Annotated in this window: 17 protein-coding genes and 1 pseudogene; 9 read left to right on the forward strand and 9 right to left on the reverse strand. The window is 76.9% G+C overall.

All coding sequences use genetic code 11. The features are described 5' to 3' along the window. Nucleotides 1–57: 57 nt before the first annotated feature. From AC5FZL_RS09760 to AC5FZL_RS09785, 6 genes are all read left to right on the forward strand, one after another. A complete protein-coding gene (locus tag AC5FZL_RS09760; protein WP_493618391.1) occupies nt 58–612 on the forward strand; it encodes a YbhB/YbcL family Raf kinase inhibitor-like protein in 555 nt (184 codons plus the stop codon). Beyond that, entirely contained in the window at nt 609–1,157 is a 549-nt protein-coding gene (locus AC5FZL_RS09765) for a YbaK/EbsC family protein (RefSeq protein ID WP_493618392.1), read from the forward strand. Before AC5FZL_RS09760 ends, AC5FZL_RS09765 begins: the two co-directional genes overlap by 4 nt. A gap of 10 nt (nt 1,158–1,167) precedes the next feature. Then, nucleotides 1,168–1,590 (forward strand): SRPBCC family protein, encoded by a 423-nt coding sequence (locus AC5FZL_RS09770; protein ID WP_493618393.1) that lies wholly within the window; start codon nt 1,168–1,170, stop codon nt 1,588–1,590. Between the two features lie 137 nt (nt 1,591–1,727). Then, nucleotides 1,728–2,495 (forward strand): alpha/beta fold hydrolase, encoded by a 768-nt coding sequence (locus tag AC5FZL_RS09775; RefSeq protein WP_493618407.1) that lies wholly within the window; start codon nt 1,728–1,730, stop codon nt 2,493–2,495. After that, nucleotides 2,492–4,390, forward strand: a complete 1,899-nt coding sequence (locus AC5FZL_RS09780) for a SpoIIE family protein phosphatase (RefSeq protein WP_493618394.1) — start codon at nt 2,492–2,494, stop codon at nt 4,388–4,390. Before AC5FZL_RS09775 ends, AC5FZL_RS09780 begins: the two co-directional genes overlap by 4 nt. Further along, nucleotides 4,387–4,731: an STAS domain-containing protein gene (locus AC5FZL_RS09785; protein WP_493618395.1), complete on the forward strand. Its 345-nt coding sequence runs from the start codon at nt 4,387–4,389 to the stop codon at nt 4,729–4,731. The genes AC5FZL_RS09780 and AC5FZL_RS09785 overlap by 4 nt, the downstream gene beginning before the upstream one ends. Here the strand turns inward: AC5FZL_RS09785 and AC5FZL_RS09790 are convergent. From AC5FZL_RS09790 to AC5FZL_RS09800, 3 genes are all read right to left on the reverse strand, one after another. Continuing rightward, nucleotides 4,718–5,542: a TrmH family RNA methyltransferase gene (locus tag AC5FZL_RS09790; RefSeq protein WP_493618396.1), complete on the reverse strand. Its 825-nt coding sequence runs from the start codon at nt 5,540–5,542 to the stop codon at nt 4,718–4,720. The two genes, AC5FZL_RS09785 and AC5FZL_RS09790, sit on opposite strands and share 14 nt — an antisense overlap. A 17-nt stretch (nt 5,543–5,559) precedes the next feature. Next, nucleotides 5,560–6,357 (reverse strand): sulfite exporter TauE/SafE family protein, encoded by a 798-nt coding sequence (locus tag AC5FZL_RS09795; protein ID WP_493618397.1) that lies wholly within the window; start codon nt 6,355–6,357, stop codon nt 5,560–5,562. A gap of 63 nt (nt 6,358–6,420) precedes the next feature. Further along, a complete protein-coding gene (locus AC5FZL_RS09800) occupies nt 6,421–7,155 on the reverse strand; it encodes a TetR/AcrR family transcriptional regulator C-terminal domain-containing protein (RefSeq protein ID WP_493618398.1) in 735 nt (244 codons plus the stop codon). Between the two features lie 155 nt (nt 7,156–7,310). Here AC5FZL_RS09800 and AC5FZL_RS09805 point away from each other — a divergent pair, with 155 nt between their 5' ends. Together AC5FZL_RS09805 and AC5FZL_RS09810 are read left to right on the forward strand one after the other, a co-directional pair. After that, a complete protein-coding gene (locus AC5FZL_RS09805; protein ID WP_493618399.1) occupies nt 7,311–8,147 on the forward strand; it encodes a DUF2382 domain-containing protein in 837 nt (278 codons plus the stop codon). A gap of 99 nt (nt 8,148–8,246) precedes the next feature. Beyond that, nucleotides 8,247–8,906, forward strand: coding sequence for a hypothetical protein (locus AC5FZL_RS09810; RefSeq protein WP_493618400.1), 660 nt, complete (start codon nt 8,247–8,249; stop codon nt 8,904–8,906). A gap of 271 nt (nt 8,907–9,177) precedes the next feature. On the opposite strand, the gene AC5FZL_RS09815 is transcribed toward AC5FZL_RS09810, so the two are convergent. From AC5FZL_RS09815 to AC5FZL_RS09840, 6 genes and pseudogenes are all read right to left on the reverse strand, one after another. Continuing rightward, nucleotides 9,178–9,462, reverse strand: a complete 285-nt coding sequence (locus AC5FZL_RS09815) for a DUF4190 domain-containing protein (RefSeq protein ID WP_493618401.1) — start codon at nt 9,460–9,462, stop codon at nt 9,178–9,180. Further along, entirely contained in the window at nt 9,459–10,559 is a 1,101-nt protein-coding gene (locus AC5FZL_RS09820; RefSeq protein WP_493618402.1) for an SPFH domain-containing protein, read from the reverse strand. Before AC5FZL_RS09820 ends, AC5FZL_RS09815 begins: the two co-directional genes overlap by 4 nt. Nucleotides 10,560–10,571: 12 nt before the next feature. After that, a complete protein-coding gene (locus AC5FZL_RS09825; RefSeq protein WP_493618403.1) occupies nt 10,572–11,039 on the reverse strand; it encodes an NfeD family protein in 468 nt (155 codons plus the stop codon). Nucleotides 11,040–11,405: 366 nt separating this feature from the next. Continuing rightward, nucleotides 11,406–11,930, reverse strand: a pseudogene (locus AC5FZL_RS09830) (ABC transporter ATP-binding protein); the annotation flags it as partial. Between the two features lie 38 nt (nt 11,931–11,968). Further along, complete coding sequence (locus tag AC5FZL_RS09835; RefSeq protein WP_493618404.1) at nt 11,969–13,105, reverse strand: RuBisCO large subunit C-terminal-like domain-containing protein; 1,137 nt, start codon at nt 13,103–13,105, stop codon at nt 11,969–11,971. Beyond that, on the reverse strand, nt 13,102–14,868 hold the full coding sequence (locus AC5FZL_RS09840) for a dihydroxyacetone kinase family protein (RefSeq protein ID WP_493618405.1): 1,767 nt from the start codon (nt 14,866–14,868) through the stop codon (nt 13,102–13,104). Before AC5FZL_RS09840 ends, AC5FZL_RS09835 begins: the two co-directional genes overlap by 4 nt. Before the next feature lie 125 nt (nt 14,869–14,993). Between AC5FZL_RS09840 and AC5FZL_RS09845 the strand changes: the two genes are divergently transcribed. Then, nucleotides 14,994–15,808 (forward strand): Rv1486c family protein (locus AC5FZL_RS09845; protein WP_493618406.1); only part of this gene is annotated, 815 nt, incomplete at its 3' end.

Genomic DNA, 15,808 nt, shown 5'->3' on the forward strand with positions numbered 1-15,808 from the left:
CCCCGGCGACCCCCGCCAGCAGCCCCCGGTCGGCCCGCCGGCCCAGGACCCCACCTCGTGACCAGGAGCCCCGTGGACCTCTCCGCCCGTCCCCTCGCCCCGCTCCCCTACGACCTCCTGCCCCCGGTGCCGGGGTTCACGCTCACGAGCACCGACGTCGAGCACGGCGAGGCGATGGCGCACGCCCACACGCAGGCGGGCGGCAGCACGTCCCCGCACCTGGCGTGGAGCGGCTTCCCCGAGGCCACCCGCGGCTTCGCCGTCAGCGTCTTCGACCCCGACGCCCCCACCCCCGCCGGCTTCTGGCACTGGACCGTCCTCGGGCTGCCGGCCTCGGTCACCGAGCTGCCCACGGGCGCCGGCGCCGAGGACGGCTCGGCCCTGCCGGCCGGGGCCGTGGCCCTGCGCAACGACGTCGGCACCCCCGGCTTCACCGGCGCCGCCCCGCCGCCGGGCGACCGGCCCCACCGCTACGTCATCGCCGTGCACGCCCTGGACACCGACGACCTCGGGCTCGACGCCTCGGCCACCCCCACCGCGGCGGCGTTCACGATGCTCTTCCACACCCTGGCGAGGGCCACCCTCGTGCCGACGCACGAGAACGCGGGGTGAGGCCGCCCGGCTCGCTGGCCTGGGCGCCGGCGCTGGCGCGACCGGACCTGCTCGCCGCCCCGGTCGCGGCCGCGCTGGAGGCGTGGGAGCACCGCGACCGGGTGCTCGTCGCCGAGATCGACCCCGCGGTGGCCGACACCGCCGCGCTGGTCGCCGCCCACGGCGTGCCGGCCGCGGCGAGCGCCAACTGCGTCGTGGTGTCCGGGCGGCGCGGGGACGCCGAGCGCGTCGCCGCGTGCGTGGTGCTGGCGACCACCCGCGCCGACGTCAACGGGCTGGTGCGCCGCGCCCTCGACGCGCGCAAGGCCTCCTTCCTCGAGCGCGAGCGCGCGGTGGCGGAGAGCGGCATGGAGTTCGGCGGCATCACCCCGGTCGGCCTGCCCGGACACTGGCCCGTGCTCGTCGACGCCGCGGTCGGCGCGGTGGACGTCGTCGTCGTCGGCAGCGGGCTGCGCCGCTCCAAGCTCGCCCTGCCCGGCGCCCTCGTGGCCGGGCTCCCCGGCGCCCGGGCGGTGGACGGGCTCGGCGTCGCGGTGGCGCCGTGACGCGGCCGTCGTGAGGCGCGCCCTCGCCGCGTTCGGCCCGGCGGCGCCCGCCACGGCGTGGGAGCGCTACGCGGACCCCGCGCTGTGGCCGACGTGGTCGCCGCAGATCCGCGCCGTCCGGACGACCTCGCCGCGGCTCGCCGCCGGCGTGCGCGGCACCGTGCTCGGCTGGGGCGGCCTGGAGCTGCCGTTCGTCGTCGACGCCGTGGACGAGGAGGCCCGCACGTGGGCCTGGACGGTGCGCCCCGCCCGCGCCCTGCACGCCCCGCTCCCCGCCGCCCTGGCCGAGCGCGCCGTGCTGCGGCTGCGGCACGCGGTGGGCCCCGGCGACGGCGGCGGGGCGCTGACCACCCTGGAGGTCACCGGGGCGGCCCCGCTCGTGCTCGCGTACGCCCCGGCGGCGGCCTGGGCGCTGCGCCGGCTCGTGCGCTGACCCGGCGGTCGCGGTGGTGATCGAGTTCGACCCGCGGACGCCTTGACCGGCGGTCCCCGCGCTGGCCTACGGTGGCGGCTGTGGACCCGCTGACGAGGAACAACGTCACGCTCGGGGGTGCCCAGGGCGCGACCCCGATGGTCTTCGCCCACGGCTTCGGCTGCGACCAGGTGATGTGGCGCTTCGTCGCGCCCGCGTTCGCCGCGACCCACCGCACCGTCCTGTTCGACCACGTCGGCGCGGGCGGCTCGGACCTCGGCGCCTACGACCCCGCGCGCCACGGTCGGCTCGACGGCTACGCCCAGGACCTGGTCGAGGTCCTCGACGCCCTCGCGCTGGGGCCGGCGGTCTTCGTCGGCCACTCGGTGAGCTCGATGATCGGGGTGCTCGCCGCGGCGGCGCGCCCGGACCTGTTCTCCTCCCTGGTGCTCGTCTGCCCCAGCCCCCGCTACACCGACGACGAGGGCTACCGCGGGGGGTTCACCGCCGAGGAGATCGCCGACCTGCTCGACACCATGGACGCCAACTACCTCGGCTGGTCCACGCAGATCGCCCCGGTGATCATGGGCGTGCCGGACCGCCCCGAGCTCGGCCAGGAGCTGGCGAGCAGCTTCTGCCGCACCGACCCGACCCTGGCCCGCCGCTTCGCGCGCACGACCTTCCTCTCGGACAACCGGGCGGACCTGGCCCGGGTGAGGACGCCGTGCCTGGTGGTCCAGTGCCGCCAGGACGCCATCGCGCCGCCCGAGGTGGGCCGGTACGTGCGCGACCACCTGCCGGAGGGCGAGATGGTCGTCCTGGAGGCCACCGGGCACTGCCCGAACCTCAGCGCCCCCGACCAGCTCGTGGCGGCCATGGAGGACTACCTCGGCGTCGGTGCCGCCCGGGCGGGCGGCGGGCCGTGACGACGGCCGTGCCGGACGAGGCGTGGGCCGAGGCGCCCTGCGCGCTGCTCTCCCTCGCGATGGACGGCACCGTGCTGGAGGCCAACGCCACGCTGCTCGACTGGGTCGGGCGCGCTCGCGCCGACGTCGTGGGACGCCTGCGGATCAGCGACCTGCTCTCGGTCGGCGGGCGGATCTACTGGGAGACGCATCTGTCCCCCGTGCTGCACGTTGACGGCCGCGTCGACGAGGTCGCCGTCGACCTCGACGGTCCGCACGGACGCCAGCCGGTGCTCCTCACCGCGGTCGTCAGCGCCCCCGCGGGGGTGGTGCGCATGGCGATGACGAGCGCCCGCGAGCGCTGGCGCTACGAGCGCGACCTGCTCGCCGCCCGCCGGACGGCCGAGCGCTCGGCCAGCCAGGTGCGCGTGCTGCAGGAGGCCACGGCGGCGCTGTCCCGGGCGCTGGGCGTGGACGGCGTCACCCGCGCCGTCCTGACCGCGGCGGTCGGCTCCCTCGGCGCCGCGGGGGCGGCGCTGTGGCTGGCCGACGCCCAGGGCGCCCTGGCCCTGCGGGGGTCCAGCGGCAGCCCGCCGGCGCTGGACCCCGCCGCGCCGGCCGGCGCGGCGCTCGACGGTGCTGCGGTGCTGCGGGCCGGCGGGGTGCTCGTGCCGCTGCGCGGCCAGGCCGCGCTCCAGGGCGTCCTGCACCTGGCCCCCCGCGACGACCCCGCCGCCGACCCGCCCGACCTCGAGGTGCTCACCGCGGTCGGCCAGCAGACCGGCCTGGCCCTCGACCGCGCCCACCTGTACGAGCAGAGCGCCAGCGTCGCCCGCGAGCTGCAGCACTCCCTCCTGGCGGTCGCCCCACCGGTCGACGACAGGTACGCCGTGGCCACCGCCTACCGGCCGGGCGTGGCCATGCTGGAGGTCGGCGGCGACTGGTACGACACCTTCTGGGCCGAGGACGACGTCCTCGCCGTCGTGGTGGGCGACGTCGTGGGGCGCGGGCTGCAGGCGGCCAGCGCCATGGGCCAGCTGCGCAGCGCGGTCCGCGCGGTGGCGGCGCCCGGCGTCGGTCCCGCGCGGCTGCTCTCGCGCCTGGACCGGTTCGTGGAGCCGATCGAGGCCGCCGGGATGGCCACGGTCGCCTACGCCGAGGTCGACCTGGCCACCGGGCGCGTGCGCTACGCCTGCGCCGGGCACCCGCCGCCGGTGCTCGTGCCGCGCTCGGGGCCGGCGCGGCTGCTCTGGGGCGGCCGCTCGATGCCGCTGGGGGCCTTCGGGCGCGTCCACGAGCGCCCCGAGGCCGAGGTGGAGCTGCGCGCCGGTGACCGCCTGCTGCTCTTCACCGACGGCCTCTTCGAGCGCCGGGACCGCCCCCTGGACGTCGGGCTCGAGGTGCTGGCCCGCGCCGCCGAGGCGGGGCGCGGGGTGCCGCCGGCCGAGCACGTCGCCGCGCTGACCGAGACGATGCTCAGCGACGAGACGGTGCGCGACGACGTCTGCGTGCTGCTGCTGGACTGGCCGGGACCGCCCTTCTCCCAGCGGCTGTCGGCGGACCTGCGCGGGCTCTCCGCGCTGCGGCGCGACCTCGCCGCCTGGCTCAGCGCGCAGGGCGCCGACGACGCCGCCCGCGAGGACCTCGTGCTGGCCGTGTCCGAGGCCACGGCCAACGCCGCCGAGCACGGCAGCGGCGGGCGCCCGGAGGAGGTGGTGGCGGTCGACGCCCGCGTCGAGGACGGCGTCGTGGTCCTCGCGGTGCACGACGACGGCACCTGGCGCCCGCCGGTGGCCTCGGTCGAGCGCGGCCGCGGCCTCGGCATCATCCGGGCGCTGGTCGGCGACGTGTCGGTCGAGACCGGGCGCGGCACCACCGTCGTCGTGCGCCGGGCGCTGCGAGGGAGGCGGCCGTGAGGCTCGTGGAGGCGACGACCGGCGGGGACGGCGTGAGGGTGCTGACCGGCCAGGGCGAGATGGACGTGACCGCGGCCCCGGCGATCCTCCCCGAGGTGCCGGCCCTGGTCGCCGGCGCGCGCGCCGTCGTCCTGGACCTGTCGGCCCTGACCTTCTTCGACAGCGCCGGCGTGCGCCTGGTCGACCAGCTGGCCCGCGAGTGCGCGCGCCAGCGCGAGCCCTTCGCCGTCGTGGCGCCGCCCCTGGGTCCCACCCGCCGGGTGCTCGAGCTCGTGGGCCTGGCCGACGCCCTCGCCGTCGACGACCTGCCGGCGGCCCTGGCGCGCGTCAGCGGCGCGTAGCGGCCGCCGCCTCCTGGAGCGCCCAGAACGCGACGGCGCTGGCGGCGGCGACGTTGAGGGAGTCCACCCCGCCGCTCATCGGGATCCGCACGGTCACGTCGGCGGCGGCCACCGCCGACGCGCTCAGGCCGTCGCCCTCGGTGCCCAGCAGCAGTGCCGTGCGCTCCGGCGCCGCGGCCGCGAACTCCCCCAGCGGGACGGCGTCCGGGGCCAGGGCCAGGGCTGCGACGGTGAAGCCGAGCCGGCGCAGGGCGTCCAGGCCGCCCGGCCAGGGCTCGAGCCGGGTCCACGGCACCTGGAAGACCGTGCCCATGCTCACCCGCACGCTGCGCCGGTAGAGCGGGTCGGCGCACCGCGGGCTCACGAGGACCGCGTCGACCCCGAGCGCGGCCGCCGAGCGGAACACCGCGCCGACGTTGGTGTGGTCGACGACGTCCTCGAGGACGGCCACGCGCCGCGCGCCGGCCACGAGGTCGGCGACCGCGGGCAGCGCGGGCCGGTGCACCGAGGCCAGCGCGCCGCGGTGCAGGTGGAACCCGGTGATCTCGCGCAGGACCGGCTCCTCCGCGACGAACACCTCGGCGCCGTGCGCGTCGGCCGCGGCCAGGACGTCGGGCACCTCGGGGAGCCAGCGGGGAGCGAGCAGCACCGAGCGCAGCCGGTGGCCGGCCGCGAGCGCGCGGCGGATCACGGCGTTGGACTCGGCGATGAACAGCCCCTCGGCGGGCTCGCGGACGCGCCGCAGGGCGACGTCGGTCAGGCCGGTGTAGTCGCGCAGCCGGGGGTCGGCGGGGTCCTGCACCACCACCACGCCCGTCCCTCCCGCCGTCACCACCAGCCGACCTCCTGTCCGAGGATCCGGGTGAGGGCGACCAGGCCCAGCACCACGATGAGGGAGCGCAGCGCCACCGGGGGCAGGCGGCGTCCGTAGTGCGAGCCCAGCCAGCCGCCGGCGAGGGAGCCGACGGCCACGAGCGCGACGACGCCCCAGTCCAGCAGCTCCTCGCCGACGACCACGTACAGCACCGCCGCGACGAGGTTGACCACGAGGCTGAGGACGTTCTTGAGCGCGTTCACGCGCTGCAGGTCCTCCGCCAGCAGGGAGCCCAGCAGGCCCACGAGCAGCACGCCCTGCGCGGCGGTGAAGTACCCGCCGTAGACCCCGACCAGGCCGGTGCCGACCACGGCCGCCACCGAGACCCAGCGGCCCGGTCGCACGCCCGCCGCGGCCCGGCGCTCCGCCCGCGCGCGCACCCGGCGCTGCAGCGCCGGCTGGGCCAGCACGAGCACCAGCGCCAGGACGATGAGGGCCGGTACCACCGCCTCGAAGGCGGAGGCGGGCAGCTGCAGGAGCAGCAGCGCCCCGGCCAGCCCGCCCAGCACGGACGCCGGCGCGAGCGCCAGCAGCCGGCGCCGCTGGCCGGCCAGCTCGCGGCGGTAGCCCCAGACCCCCGACGCACCTCCCGCCACGAGGCCGATCGCGTTGCTCGTCGTGGCGGTCACCGGCGGGTACCCCAGCGCGACGAGGGTCGGGAAGGTGATGAGGGTGCCCGAGCCGACGACCGCGTTGATCGCCCCGGCGGCCAGGCCGGCCAGGCCGATCAGCAGCGCCTCGGGCCAGCTCACGGGCGGGCACCCTACGGTCCCGCTCCCGACCGCCTCAGCGCCGGGTGGGCGCCGGGTGCCTCCTCAGCGCTTGTGCATGAGCTGCATGCGGTCGAGCAGGTTCTCCAGCGACTCCTCGAACTCCACCGCGGAGTGGTCCTCGGCCAGGGCGGTGTGCAGGCGCCGGACCAGCGGGTACTCCTCCAGCGTCGGGTCCTCGGCGTCGTCCGCGCGGACGTCGAGCGGGCCGATGTCCGCTCCGCGCACCGACACCTCCAGCAGGAGGTGGCCCAGCAGGAAGCTCGTGAAGGCGCGGTAGGCCCCGACGGCGTCCTCCTCGGAGAAGCCCTCGCTGACCATCGCCTGGAGGAACGACTCGACCCAGGCGAGGCTGCGCAGGGGCGGGCGCAGCCACGGCGCCTCAGGCGGCCGCGAGGCCACGAGCGGGAAGGCCCTGGGGTGGGCGATGGCGACCCGCCGGATGCCGTGGGCGAGGCGCTGGAGGAAGTCCTGCCAGCCGTCCTGCGGCTTCTCCAGGACGTCGGGGTCGGCGTACAGCTCGGCGACGATGGTCTCGACGATGCCGTCGAGCAGCTCCTCGCGCCCGGGCACGTACCGGTACATCGACATGGCCTCGACGCCCAGCTCCGACCCGAGGCGGCGCATGGTGAGGTCGGGCAGGCCGCGCTCGTCGATGAACTTCACGGCCGCGGCCAGGATCCGCTCGCGGCTCAGCGCGACCCTCGCCGACGGGGCCTCGCCACCCTCGACCACGGTCGCGTCCGCGTCGATGGTGCCGTCGTCGCTGCGCTCGGGCACTGCTTCCTCCACTCGCCGGGCACGCCAGTACTACCCCATGACCAGGTGTTTCTGACATCGGGGGTTCTCGGGTGGCGGAGAGAGATCACTGCTGGTTTCGTTTACACCGTAAGCGACCGTCCGGGCGATCCGGACATCCTGACGAAGGGCTCCCCATGATCAGCGTGAACGAGGTCCAGCACCTGCTCGGCGGCGGCGGCCACGTGGTCGGCACCGACGGCAGCAAGATCGGCGGCATCGGCCAGGTCTACCTCGACGACAGCACCGGCCAGCCGGCGTGGGTCACCGTGAAGACCGGCCTGTTCGGCGGCTCGGAGTCCTTCGTGCCGCTCGAGGCCGCCTCGATCTCCGGCGACGACATCCGCGTGCCCTACGACAAGGACCGCGTGAAGGGCGCCCCCCGTGCCGAGGCCGACGGCCACCTCAGCCCCCAGGAGGAGACCGAGCTCTACGCGTACTACGGCCTCCACGGCCACGGCGCCCCCAGCGACACCCAGACCGGGTTCGCCCAGACCGGCACCCAGACCGGCACCCGGACCGGCACCCAGACCGGCACCGCGCGCCAGGACGTCGCCGGCACCGTCGGGCACGACACCTCCGGCCCGACCACCGACACCGCGATGACCCGCTCCGAGGAGGAGCTGCGCGTCGGCACCCAGACCCGCGAGAGCGGCCGGGCCCGCCTGCGCAAGTACGTCGTCACCGAGCACCAGACGGTGACCGTGCCGGTCTCCCACGAGGAGGTCCGGATCGAGCGCGAGCCCATCACCGAGGCCAACGCCGGTGCGGCCCTCGAGGGCCCGGCCATCTCCGAGGAGGAGCACGAGGTGATCCTCCACGAGGAGGTCCCCGTGGTCTCCAAGGAGGCCCGCCCCGTCGAGCGCGTCCGCGTGGACACCACGACGGTGACCGAGCAGCAGCAGGTCAGCGCCGACGTCCGCAAGGAGCGCATCGACCTCGACGCGGACACCGAGACCGACGCCCGCCGCTGAGGCGCTCCGCACCAGCCCCGGGCCCTGTCCGCCACCGGCGGGCAGGGCCCGGGGGCCCGCCGCACCGATGCACCTCCAGCCCCACCACAGGAGAACGCCATGAGCACCGCCGCCGGAGAGCCCACTCCGAACACCCCCGCCCACGGAGCCGGTGCCCCGCACGCCGGTGCCGCCTCGACGAGCCGCCTCGGCCTCGACCGCAAGAGCGTCGTGGACAAGGAGAAGGAGGAGTACGGCGGCATCAAGTGGGGCTCGGCCTTCTTCGGCTGGCTCACCGCCACCGGCACGGCCGTCCTGCTCACCGCCCTGCTGGCAGCTGCCGGCGCCGTCGTGGGCCTGGCCACCAACACCGAGGTGGGCGAGGCCGCGGACAGCGCGACGCAGAACGCCGACACCATCGGCATCGCCGGGGGCATCGGCGTGCTCGTCGTCCTCCTCGTGGCCTACTACTGCGGCGGCTACGTCGCCGGGCGCATGGCCCGGTTCAACGGCCTCAAGCAGGGCGTGGCCGTGTGGGTCTGGGCGATCGTCATCGCGATCGTCCTGGCGATCGTCACCGCGGTGGCCGGCGCCAACTACAACGTGCTCTCCCAGCTCAACGCCTTCCCGCGCATCCCCGTGGACGAGGGCGACCTCGGCACCGGCGCGATCATCGCCCTGGTCGCCGCCGCCCTGGTCAGCCTGCTCGGCGCCATCCTCGGCGGGCTCGCCGGCATGCGCTTCCACCGCAAGGTCGACAAGGCCGGCCTGGGCCGCTGACCCACCGCACCACCTGCACGACCGCACCACCTGCACGACCGCACCACCACCACGACGGACGGGGTCCGGCGGCGCTCACGGCGCGGCCGGGCCCCGCTCTCGTCGTGGGCGACCTCACGCGTCGACCTGCCACTCGTGGGGCTCACCGGGCGCTCGAGACCCCCACGACTGCCACCTCACCCCGACCGGTGGGCGCGTGCTGCTCTTCCGGGTCCCGCAGAACCGCGTCTGGCGCCCACCCGGTACGAGGGTGGGGCCGGGCGCGGCCGCCTCAGCGCCAGCCGAGGGCGACCGCGAGCAGCACCGCGACCACGAGCAGGCCCAGCGCCGCCACGAGCAGCAGCGGCGCCACGAGCCGGGCGACGCCGAGCCACAGGCCCGTCGTCGCCAGGCCCCAGCCGGCCTCGCCGGTGCGGCGGATCTCCCGCCGGGCGAGCACTGCGAGGACGACGGCGACCGCCGGCGCCCACAGGGTCGACACCGACAGGAGCGCCTTCGCGTTGGTCTGCGCCGGGAGGCCCGGAGCCGGCGGGCCCGGTGGCGGGACGAGGCTCACGACGCCGGGCTGGCGCCGCCCGCGGAGGGCCCGCCCAGGTCAGCCGCCCCGGGGCCGGGGGTGCTGCGCGCGGCCTCCTCGGTGGCGCCGGCGGCCTCGCGGCGGGCCGAGCGCAGCGCCTCGGCCGGGTCCTCGAGCTGGGTCTCGGCGAAGGCGTCGTCGAGGTCGGTCTCCGGGCGGTCGCCCTCGCGGGGCCCGCGCGCCGACCACGGCGTCCCGCCGCCCTCCGAGCCGCCCAGCGCGGAGCCGATGCCGCGCAGGGCCTCGGTGAGCTCGGCCGGGATGACCCACAGCTTGTTCGAGGCGCCCTGGGCGATCTGGGGCAGCACCTGCAGGTACTGGTAGGCCAGCAGCGCCGGGTCGGGACCGCCGCGGTGGATGGCGTCGAAGACCTGGACGATCGCGCGGGCCTCGCCCTGCGCGCGCAGGATCGCGGCCTGGGCCGCGCCCTCGGCGCGCAGCACCTGCGACTGCTTCTCGCCCTCGGCGGTGAGGATCTGGGACTGCTTCTCACCCTCGGCGGTGAGGATCACGGCGCGGCGGGAGCGCTCGGCGCGCATCTGCTGCTCCATGGAGTCCTGCACGCTCGCCGGCGGGTCGATCGCCTTGAGCTCGACCCGGTTGACGCGGATGCCCCAGCGGCCGGTCGCCTCGTCGAGGACGCCGCGCAGCTGGCCGTTGATCTGGTCGCGGCTGGTCAGCGTCTGCTCGAGGTCGAGGGAGCCGATGACGTTGCGCAGCGTGGTGACGGTGAGCTGCTCGATGCCCTGGATGTAGTTGGCGATCTCGTAGACCGCGGACCGCGGGTCGGTCGGCTGGAAGTAGATGACCGTGTCGATGCTCACGACGAGGTTGTCCGAGGTGATCACCGGCTGCGGCGGGAAGGACACGACCTGCTCGCGCAGGTCGACGCGCGCCCGCACCCGGTCCATGAACGGGATCAGCACGTGCAGCCCCGCCTCGAGCGTCCGGTTGTAGCGGCCGAGGCGCTCGACGATGAGGGCGGAGGCCTGCGGCACGATCCGCACCGCGCGGACCACGGTCAGCGCGACGAACAGCAGGAGCAGGACGAGGACGATCAGGAGGGGCAGTTCCATGAGTGGGGCTCCTCAGGAGGGGGGCGGGGCGTCGGGCGCGGCCGTGGGGCCGCTCGAGCGGGCGACCACGGCGGTGGCGCCGTCGATGGCGACCACCTCCACGGCGGTGCCAGGGGCGAGGACGTCGGCCGGGTCGGCCGCGCGGGCCGACCACTCCTCGCCGGCGAGCTTCACCCGCCCGCCGAGCTCGGTGACCTCCACGAGCACCCGGGCGGGGCGCCCGACGTGGGCGGCGGTGCCGCTGGGCACCATCCGGCCCTCGAGCTTGAGGCGGCGGATGAGCAGCGGCCGGACGACGGCCAGCAGCGCCACGGCCACCACGCTCGCCGTGACCGCCTGGGCGGTGAAGTCCCCGCCGGCCAGGGCGACGCCGGCCCCGGCCAGAGCGGCGACGACGAGCGTGCCGAAGACCAGGTCGAGGGTGAACAGCTCGAGGCCGCCCAGCAGGAACGCCGCGATCACCCACCACAGCCACGCCATGGCCCGACCCTAGGCGCCGTGATCACCGGGGTCGAGGGAGCGCGCCGTCCGTCATCCGGATGCGTGCCCGGCCCCGTGCCCGCCCCGTGGCCGCCCCGCGGCCGCGGCTCAGGCGGCGCGGGCGCTCCAGCGCTGCTCGCGCCGCTCCAGCACCAGCGGCAGGCCGAAGGCCTCGCCCAGGGTGTCCGAGGTCAGCGCCGTCTCCACCGGTCCCGCGCTGACCACCCGGCCGCGGCGCAGCAGCAGCGCGTGGGTGACCCCCGGCGGGATCTCCTCGACGTGGTGGGTGACGAGCACCGTCGAGGGCGCCCCCGGGCCGGTGGTGAGCCGGACCAGGCGCCGCACGAGGTCCTCGCGCCCGCCGAGGTCGAGGCCGGAGGCCGGCTCGTCGAGCAGCAGCAGCTCGGGGTCGCTCATGAGCGCCCGGGCGATGAGCACCCGCTTGCGCTCCCCCTCCGACAGCGTGCCGAAGGTGCGGTCGCCGAGCAGGCCGGCGCCCATCACCGACAGCAGCGCCCCGGCGCGGGCGTGGTCGGCGGCGTCGTAGCTCTCCCGCCAGCGCCCGACCATGCCGTAGGACGCTGTCACGACGACGTCGCGCACCCGCTCGGAGCGCTTCACCTGGTCGGCCAGGGCGAGGCTGGCGAGACCGATCCGCGGCCGCAGCTCGAACACGTCGACCCGCCCCAGCCGCTCGCCGAGCACCGTCGCGGTGCCGCTCGTGGGGAAGATCCGGGTCGCCGCCACCTGCAGCAGCGTGGTCTTGCCCGCGCCGTTGGGACCGAGCACCACCCACCGCTCGCCCTCGCGCACGGTCCAGTCGACCGCGTCCAGCAGCAGGGAGCCGCCGCGCTGGACGCTCACCCCGTCCAGCGCCAGCACCTCTGCCATGGTCGGGAACCCTAGCCAACCCGCGGCGGGCGCCGGAGTCAGGTGCGGTCCGAGGACGCCGCCAGGTCCTCCGCCGCGGCGCGCAGGGCCGTCGCGTTGGTGCGCAGGTCACCGCGGTGCAGCGCCCCGCCGACGAGGTACCCCGCGTCGCTCCCGTACATCCGGTACAGCTCGGGCAGCCGCTCCAGCGACATCCCGCCCCCCGCCACGGGCATGGAGCGCGCGAGCGGGCCCAGCGGGCGCAGGCACTCGTCGCGGATGCGCTCGCACTCGCGCGGGGTCGGGCCGAACCGGCCGCCGTGGTTGACGAACACGCACAGGTCCGCCCCGGCCAGGCGGTTCAGCAGGCCGTGGACGAGGCCCGGCTCGAACCCGTGGGTGGGGTTGACGGTGAGGGAGCCCAGCGCCGCCGGGTGCGCGATGAGCGGGAGGGCGAGGGACTCGTCGGCGGCCAGCACCCGGAGCACGTCGAAGGAGGACAGGCCGGGCAGGACGAGCAGGGCGCCCGCGCCGAGCTCCTTCGCCTCGTGCGCGCGCTCGACCACCCGGTCGAGGGGCACGTTGAGCGAGGGGGCGTACAGGGCGCGGCGTCCTGTTCGGGCGTCGACCTCGGCCACGGCCGCCGCGCACCGCGCCACCCGCTCCCGCCAGGGGGCCCACGGCTGGTCCGCCAGCCCGTGGTCGTCCTTGATGACGTCGATGCCCGACTCGGCGAGCAGCGCGGTGTGCCCGGCCAGGTCCTCGGCCGACGTGCCGATCGGCTTGATGGCGGTCATCAGGAGCGGCCGGTCGAGGGCGCCGACCAGCTCCTGCACCCCCTCCAGGCCGAACCGCGGCCCCGGCAGGGTGCGCAGGAGGCTCTGCGGGGGTTCGATCGCGAGGACGCGGACACCGGCCATCAGCGAGACGTTGCCCCAGATGACGTTGAGCAGCTGGGTGGTGCCGCCCCCGGCGTCGAGGATGCGCGGGTCGTAGGACAGGTGCACCACGTGCCCGTCGACCGCCTCGACGCGGCCGACGACGGTCTCCCGGATCCACTCGGGCGCGACCTCGTAGGGGAACTCGATGGTCTGCTCCACCCGGATCGCCTCGACCACCGACGCCACGTCGGGCCCCTCGACCCGGTACGTCAGGTGCAGCCGCTCGGGGTCCCGCTCCAGCCCCACGGCGCTCACGCCCCCTCGCCGGTGGAGCCCTCGCCGGTGGAGCCGTCGGCGGTGGCGGCCACGACGGCGCGGACGACGAGGGCGAAGGAGACCGCGCCCGGGTCAGCAGTGCCGACGCTGCGCCGCGCGTTCGGGCGGGCGCGCCCGATCCTCGGCGAGAGCTCGGCGGTCGAGCGCGCGGCGCCCTCCGCGGCCGTGGCGGCCGACCGCGCGGCGGCCGGCAGGCCCCGCCCGGCCTCGGCGCGGAGCACCTCGGCGAACGGGAGGATCGCGTCGAGCATCGTCTTGTCACCGGGAGCCGCCCCGCCCAGGCCCGCCACGGCGTCGGCGAACGCCTGCACGGCGTCCACGACGTCGCTCCCCTGCACCGCGCCGTCGCCGAGGCGGGTGCCCGCCGCGCGCAGCGCCGAGCCCCACAGCACGCCGGACGTCCCGCCCGCCGCGGCGGCCCAGCCCTCCCCGGCCCGGGCGACGGTCGCGCCGAGGCCGGCACCTCCCGCCACCGCCCGCGCCGCCTCGTCGCGGGCGGCGGTCATCCCGCGCACCATCCCGCGGCCGTGGTCGCCGTCGCCGGCCACGGCGTCGAGGCGGCCGAGCTCGGCCTCGGCGTCCTGGACGGCGGCGAGCGCCGCCTCGAACGCTCGCGCCGCCGTCCGGGCGAGCTGCTGCGACGGACCGGTGGCCACGGGCGCGGAGGCGGGGCTGGCGGCAGGGGTGACGGCGGCCGCGTCCGTGGCCGCGTCCTCCTCGAGCACCTCACCGGGGGCGCCGGCGGCCGCCGCGGCCCCGCGGCGGAAGGCGGGGGTGTCGCAGGCGGCGCGCCACAGCGGCTCGAGCTCGTCGTCGAGCCACATCACCGTCAGCGAGGCGCCGCCCATGTCGAGGCTGGTGACGATCTCGCCCACCTCGGGCTCGACGAGCCGGTACCCCGCGGCCGTGAGGAGCGGGGCGACCTCGGCCCACAGCAGGAACAGCTCCTCGTACTTCGTCGTGCCCAGCCCGTTGAGGACCACCGCCACGCGCTCGTCGTCGCCCGGCGCCTCGGCGAGCAGCGGCTCGACCAGCCGGCGGGCGATCTCGCGCGCGGGGCCCAGCTCGACCGTCTCCAGGCCCGGCTCGCCGTGCAGCCCCAGGCCGATGCCCATGGTGCCGGGCTCGACGGTGAACAGCGGGGCGCTCGCGCCGGGCAGCGTGCAGCCGGACAGGCCCACGCCGACGGTGCGCGTGCGGTCGTTCGCCCGGGTGCCCAGCCGCACCACCTCGTCGATGCTCGCGCCGGTCTCCGCGGCGGCGCCGAGCACCTTGAAGACGGTGAAGTCGCCGGCGATGCCCCGGCGCTTCGCGGCCTCCTCCGGGCCGGCGGCGAGGACGTCGTCGGTGACGACCAGGTGCCGGGCGTCGATCCCCTCGGCCACCAGCTGCTGGGCGGCGAGGCCGAAGTTCATCACGTCACCGGCGTGGTTGCCGTAGGCGAAGACCACTCCCCCGCCGCGGTGCGCGGCGCGCGCCACGGAGCTCGCGTACTGCGCGGACGGCGCGCTGAAGACGTTCCCCACGACGGCACCGTCGGCGAAGCCGGGGCCCACCCAGCCGAAGAAGGCGGGGTAGTGCCCGCTGCCGCCACCGACGAGGACGGCCACCTTGCCGCGGGGGCCCGGGGCCCGCCGCACCACGCCTCCCTGCACCGGCCGGACGGACCGCTCGTGGAGGAGGCAGAACCCCCGCAGGGCGTCCTCGGTGAAGGCGGCGGGATCGTCGTGGATCTTCGTCATGTCGGTCCTCCTGCGGGCGCCGCGGGCACTGCGCGTGCCGTGGAAGCGGTACTCCACGGCACGCGGCGGGGTCAGCGCAAGAGCGCGCCGGGTGGACCCGCGGGGCCTCGACCTACCCTGGGTCGGTGCTGGACCTCCCCCGCTCCGCCCGCCTGGCCGCCTGGGGCACCGCCGCGCTGACCGGGCGGGTGCGCGCCGAGGACGCCGCCCGCGCCGTCGTCGGCACCGACGAGGACCACGCGGTGCGCGACCTGCCCACCGCCACCCCGCCCGACGCGGACGCCCCCGCGCTCCTCTCGCTGCTGTCCGCCCTGCGCGGCGCCGGCGCGCGGGGCCTGCGCGTGGCGCTGCCGGCTCCCGGCGACCCCGCGGGCCTGCCCGGGCCGGCGTCGTTCAACACCGAGGCGCTGGACGCCGGCGAGGCGGTGCTCGTCGAGGGCGAGCTGCTGCTGCCGCACGGCGTGGGCCGCCTCGGCCTCGTGCCGGAGGTGGCCGAGTTCGGGTCCGCGTGGGAGCCCGGCGCCAGCGTCACCTGGCTGGTCGCGCCGGTCCTCGCCCCGCCGGCCCCGGACGGCACGACGCTGTCGGAGGCGGAGCGCACCCTGCGCAGCGCGCTGGCCGAGGCCGTGCGCGCCCTCGCCGACCTCGACGTCGCCCGCTGGCGCGAGGACGCCGCCGACCGGATCACCGCCGTGCGCGACGGCGCGCTGTCGCTGGCCGCGCTGCCCCCGGACGCCGACTCCCGCGCCCTGCGCGTGGCGGCCTCCGCCGCGCGCGTGCGGGCGATCGTCGCCCTCGCCGTCGAGGACGACGGCGCCGCCGTCACCGGGTTCGAGGCCACCAGCCGGGCCCGCTCGCTGCGCGACGTGGACGCCGTGGCGCGCCGCGCGCTGGCCGTGGCGGTCAACGCGTGCGCGCCGCAGAGCGCCGACGGTCAGGA

This window comes from Quadrisphaera sp. DVD1 (genome assembly GCF_058932755.1).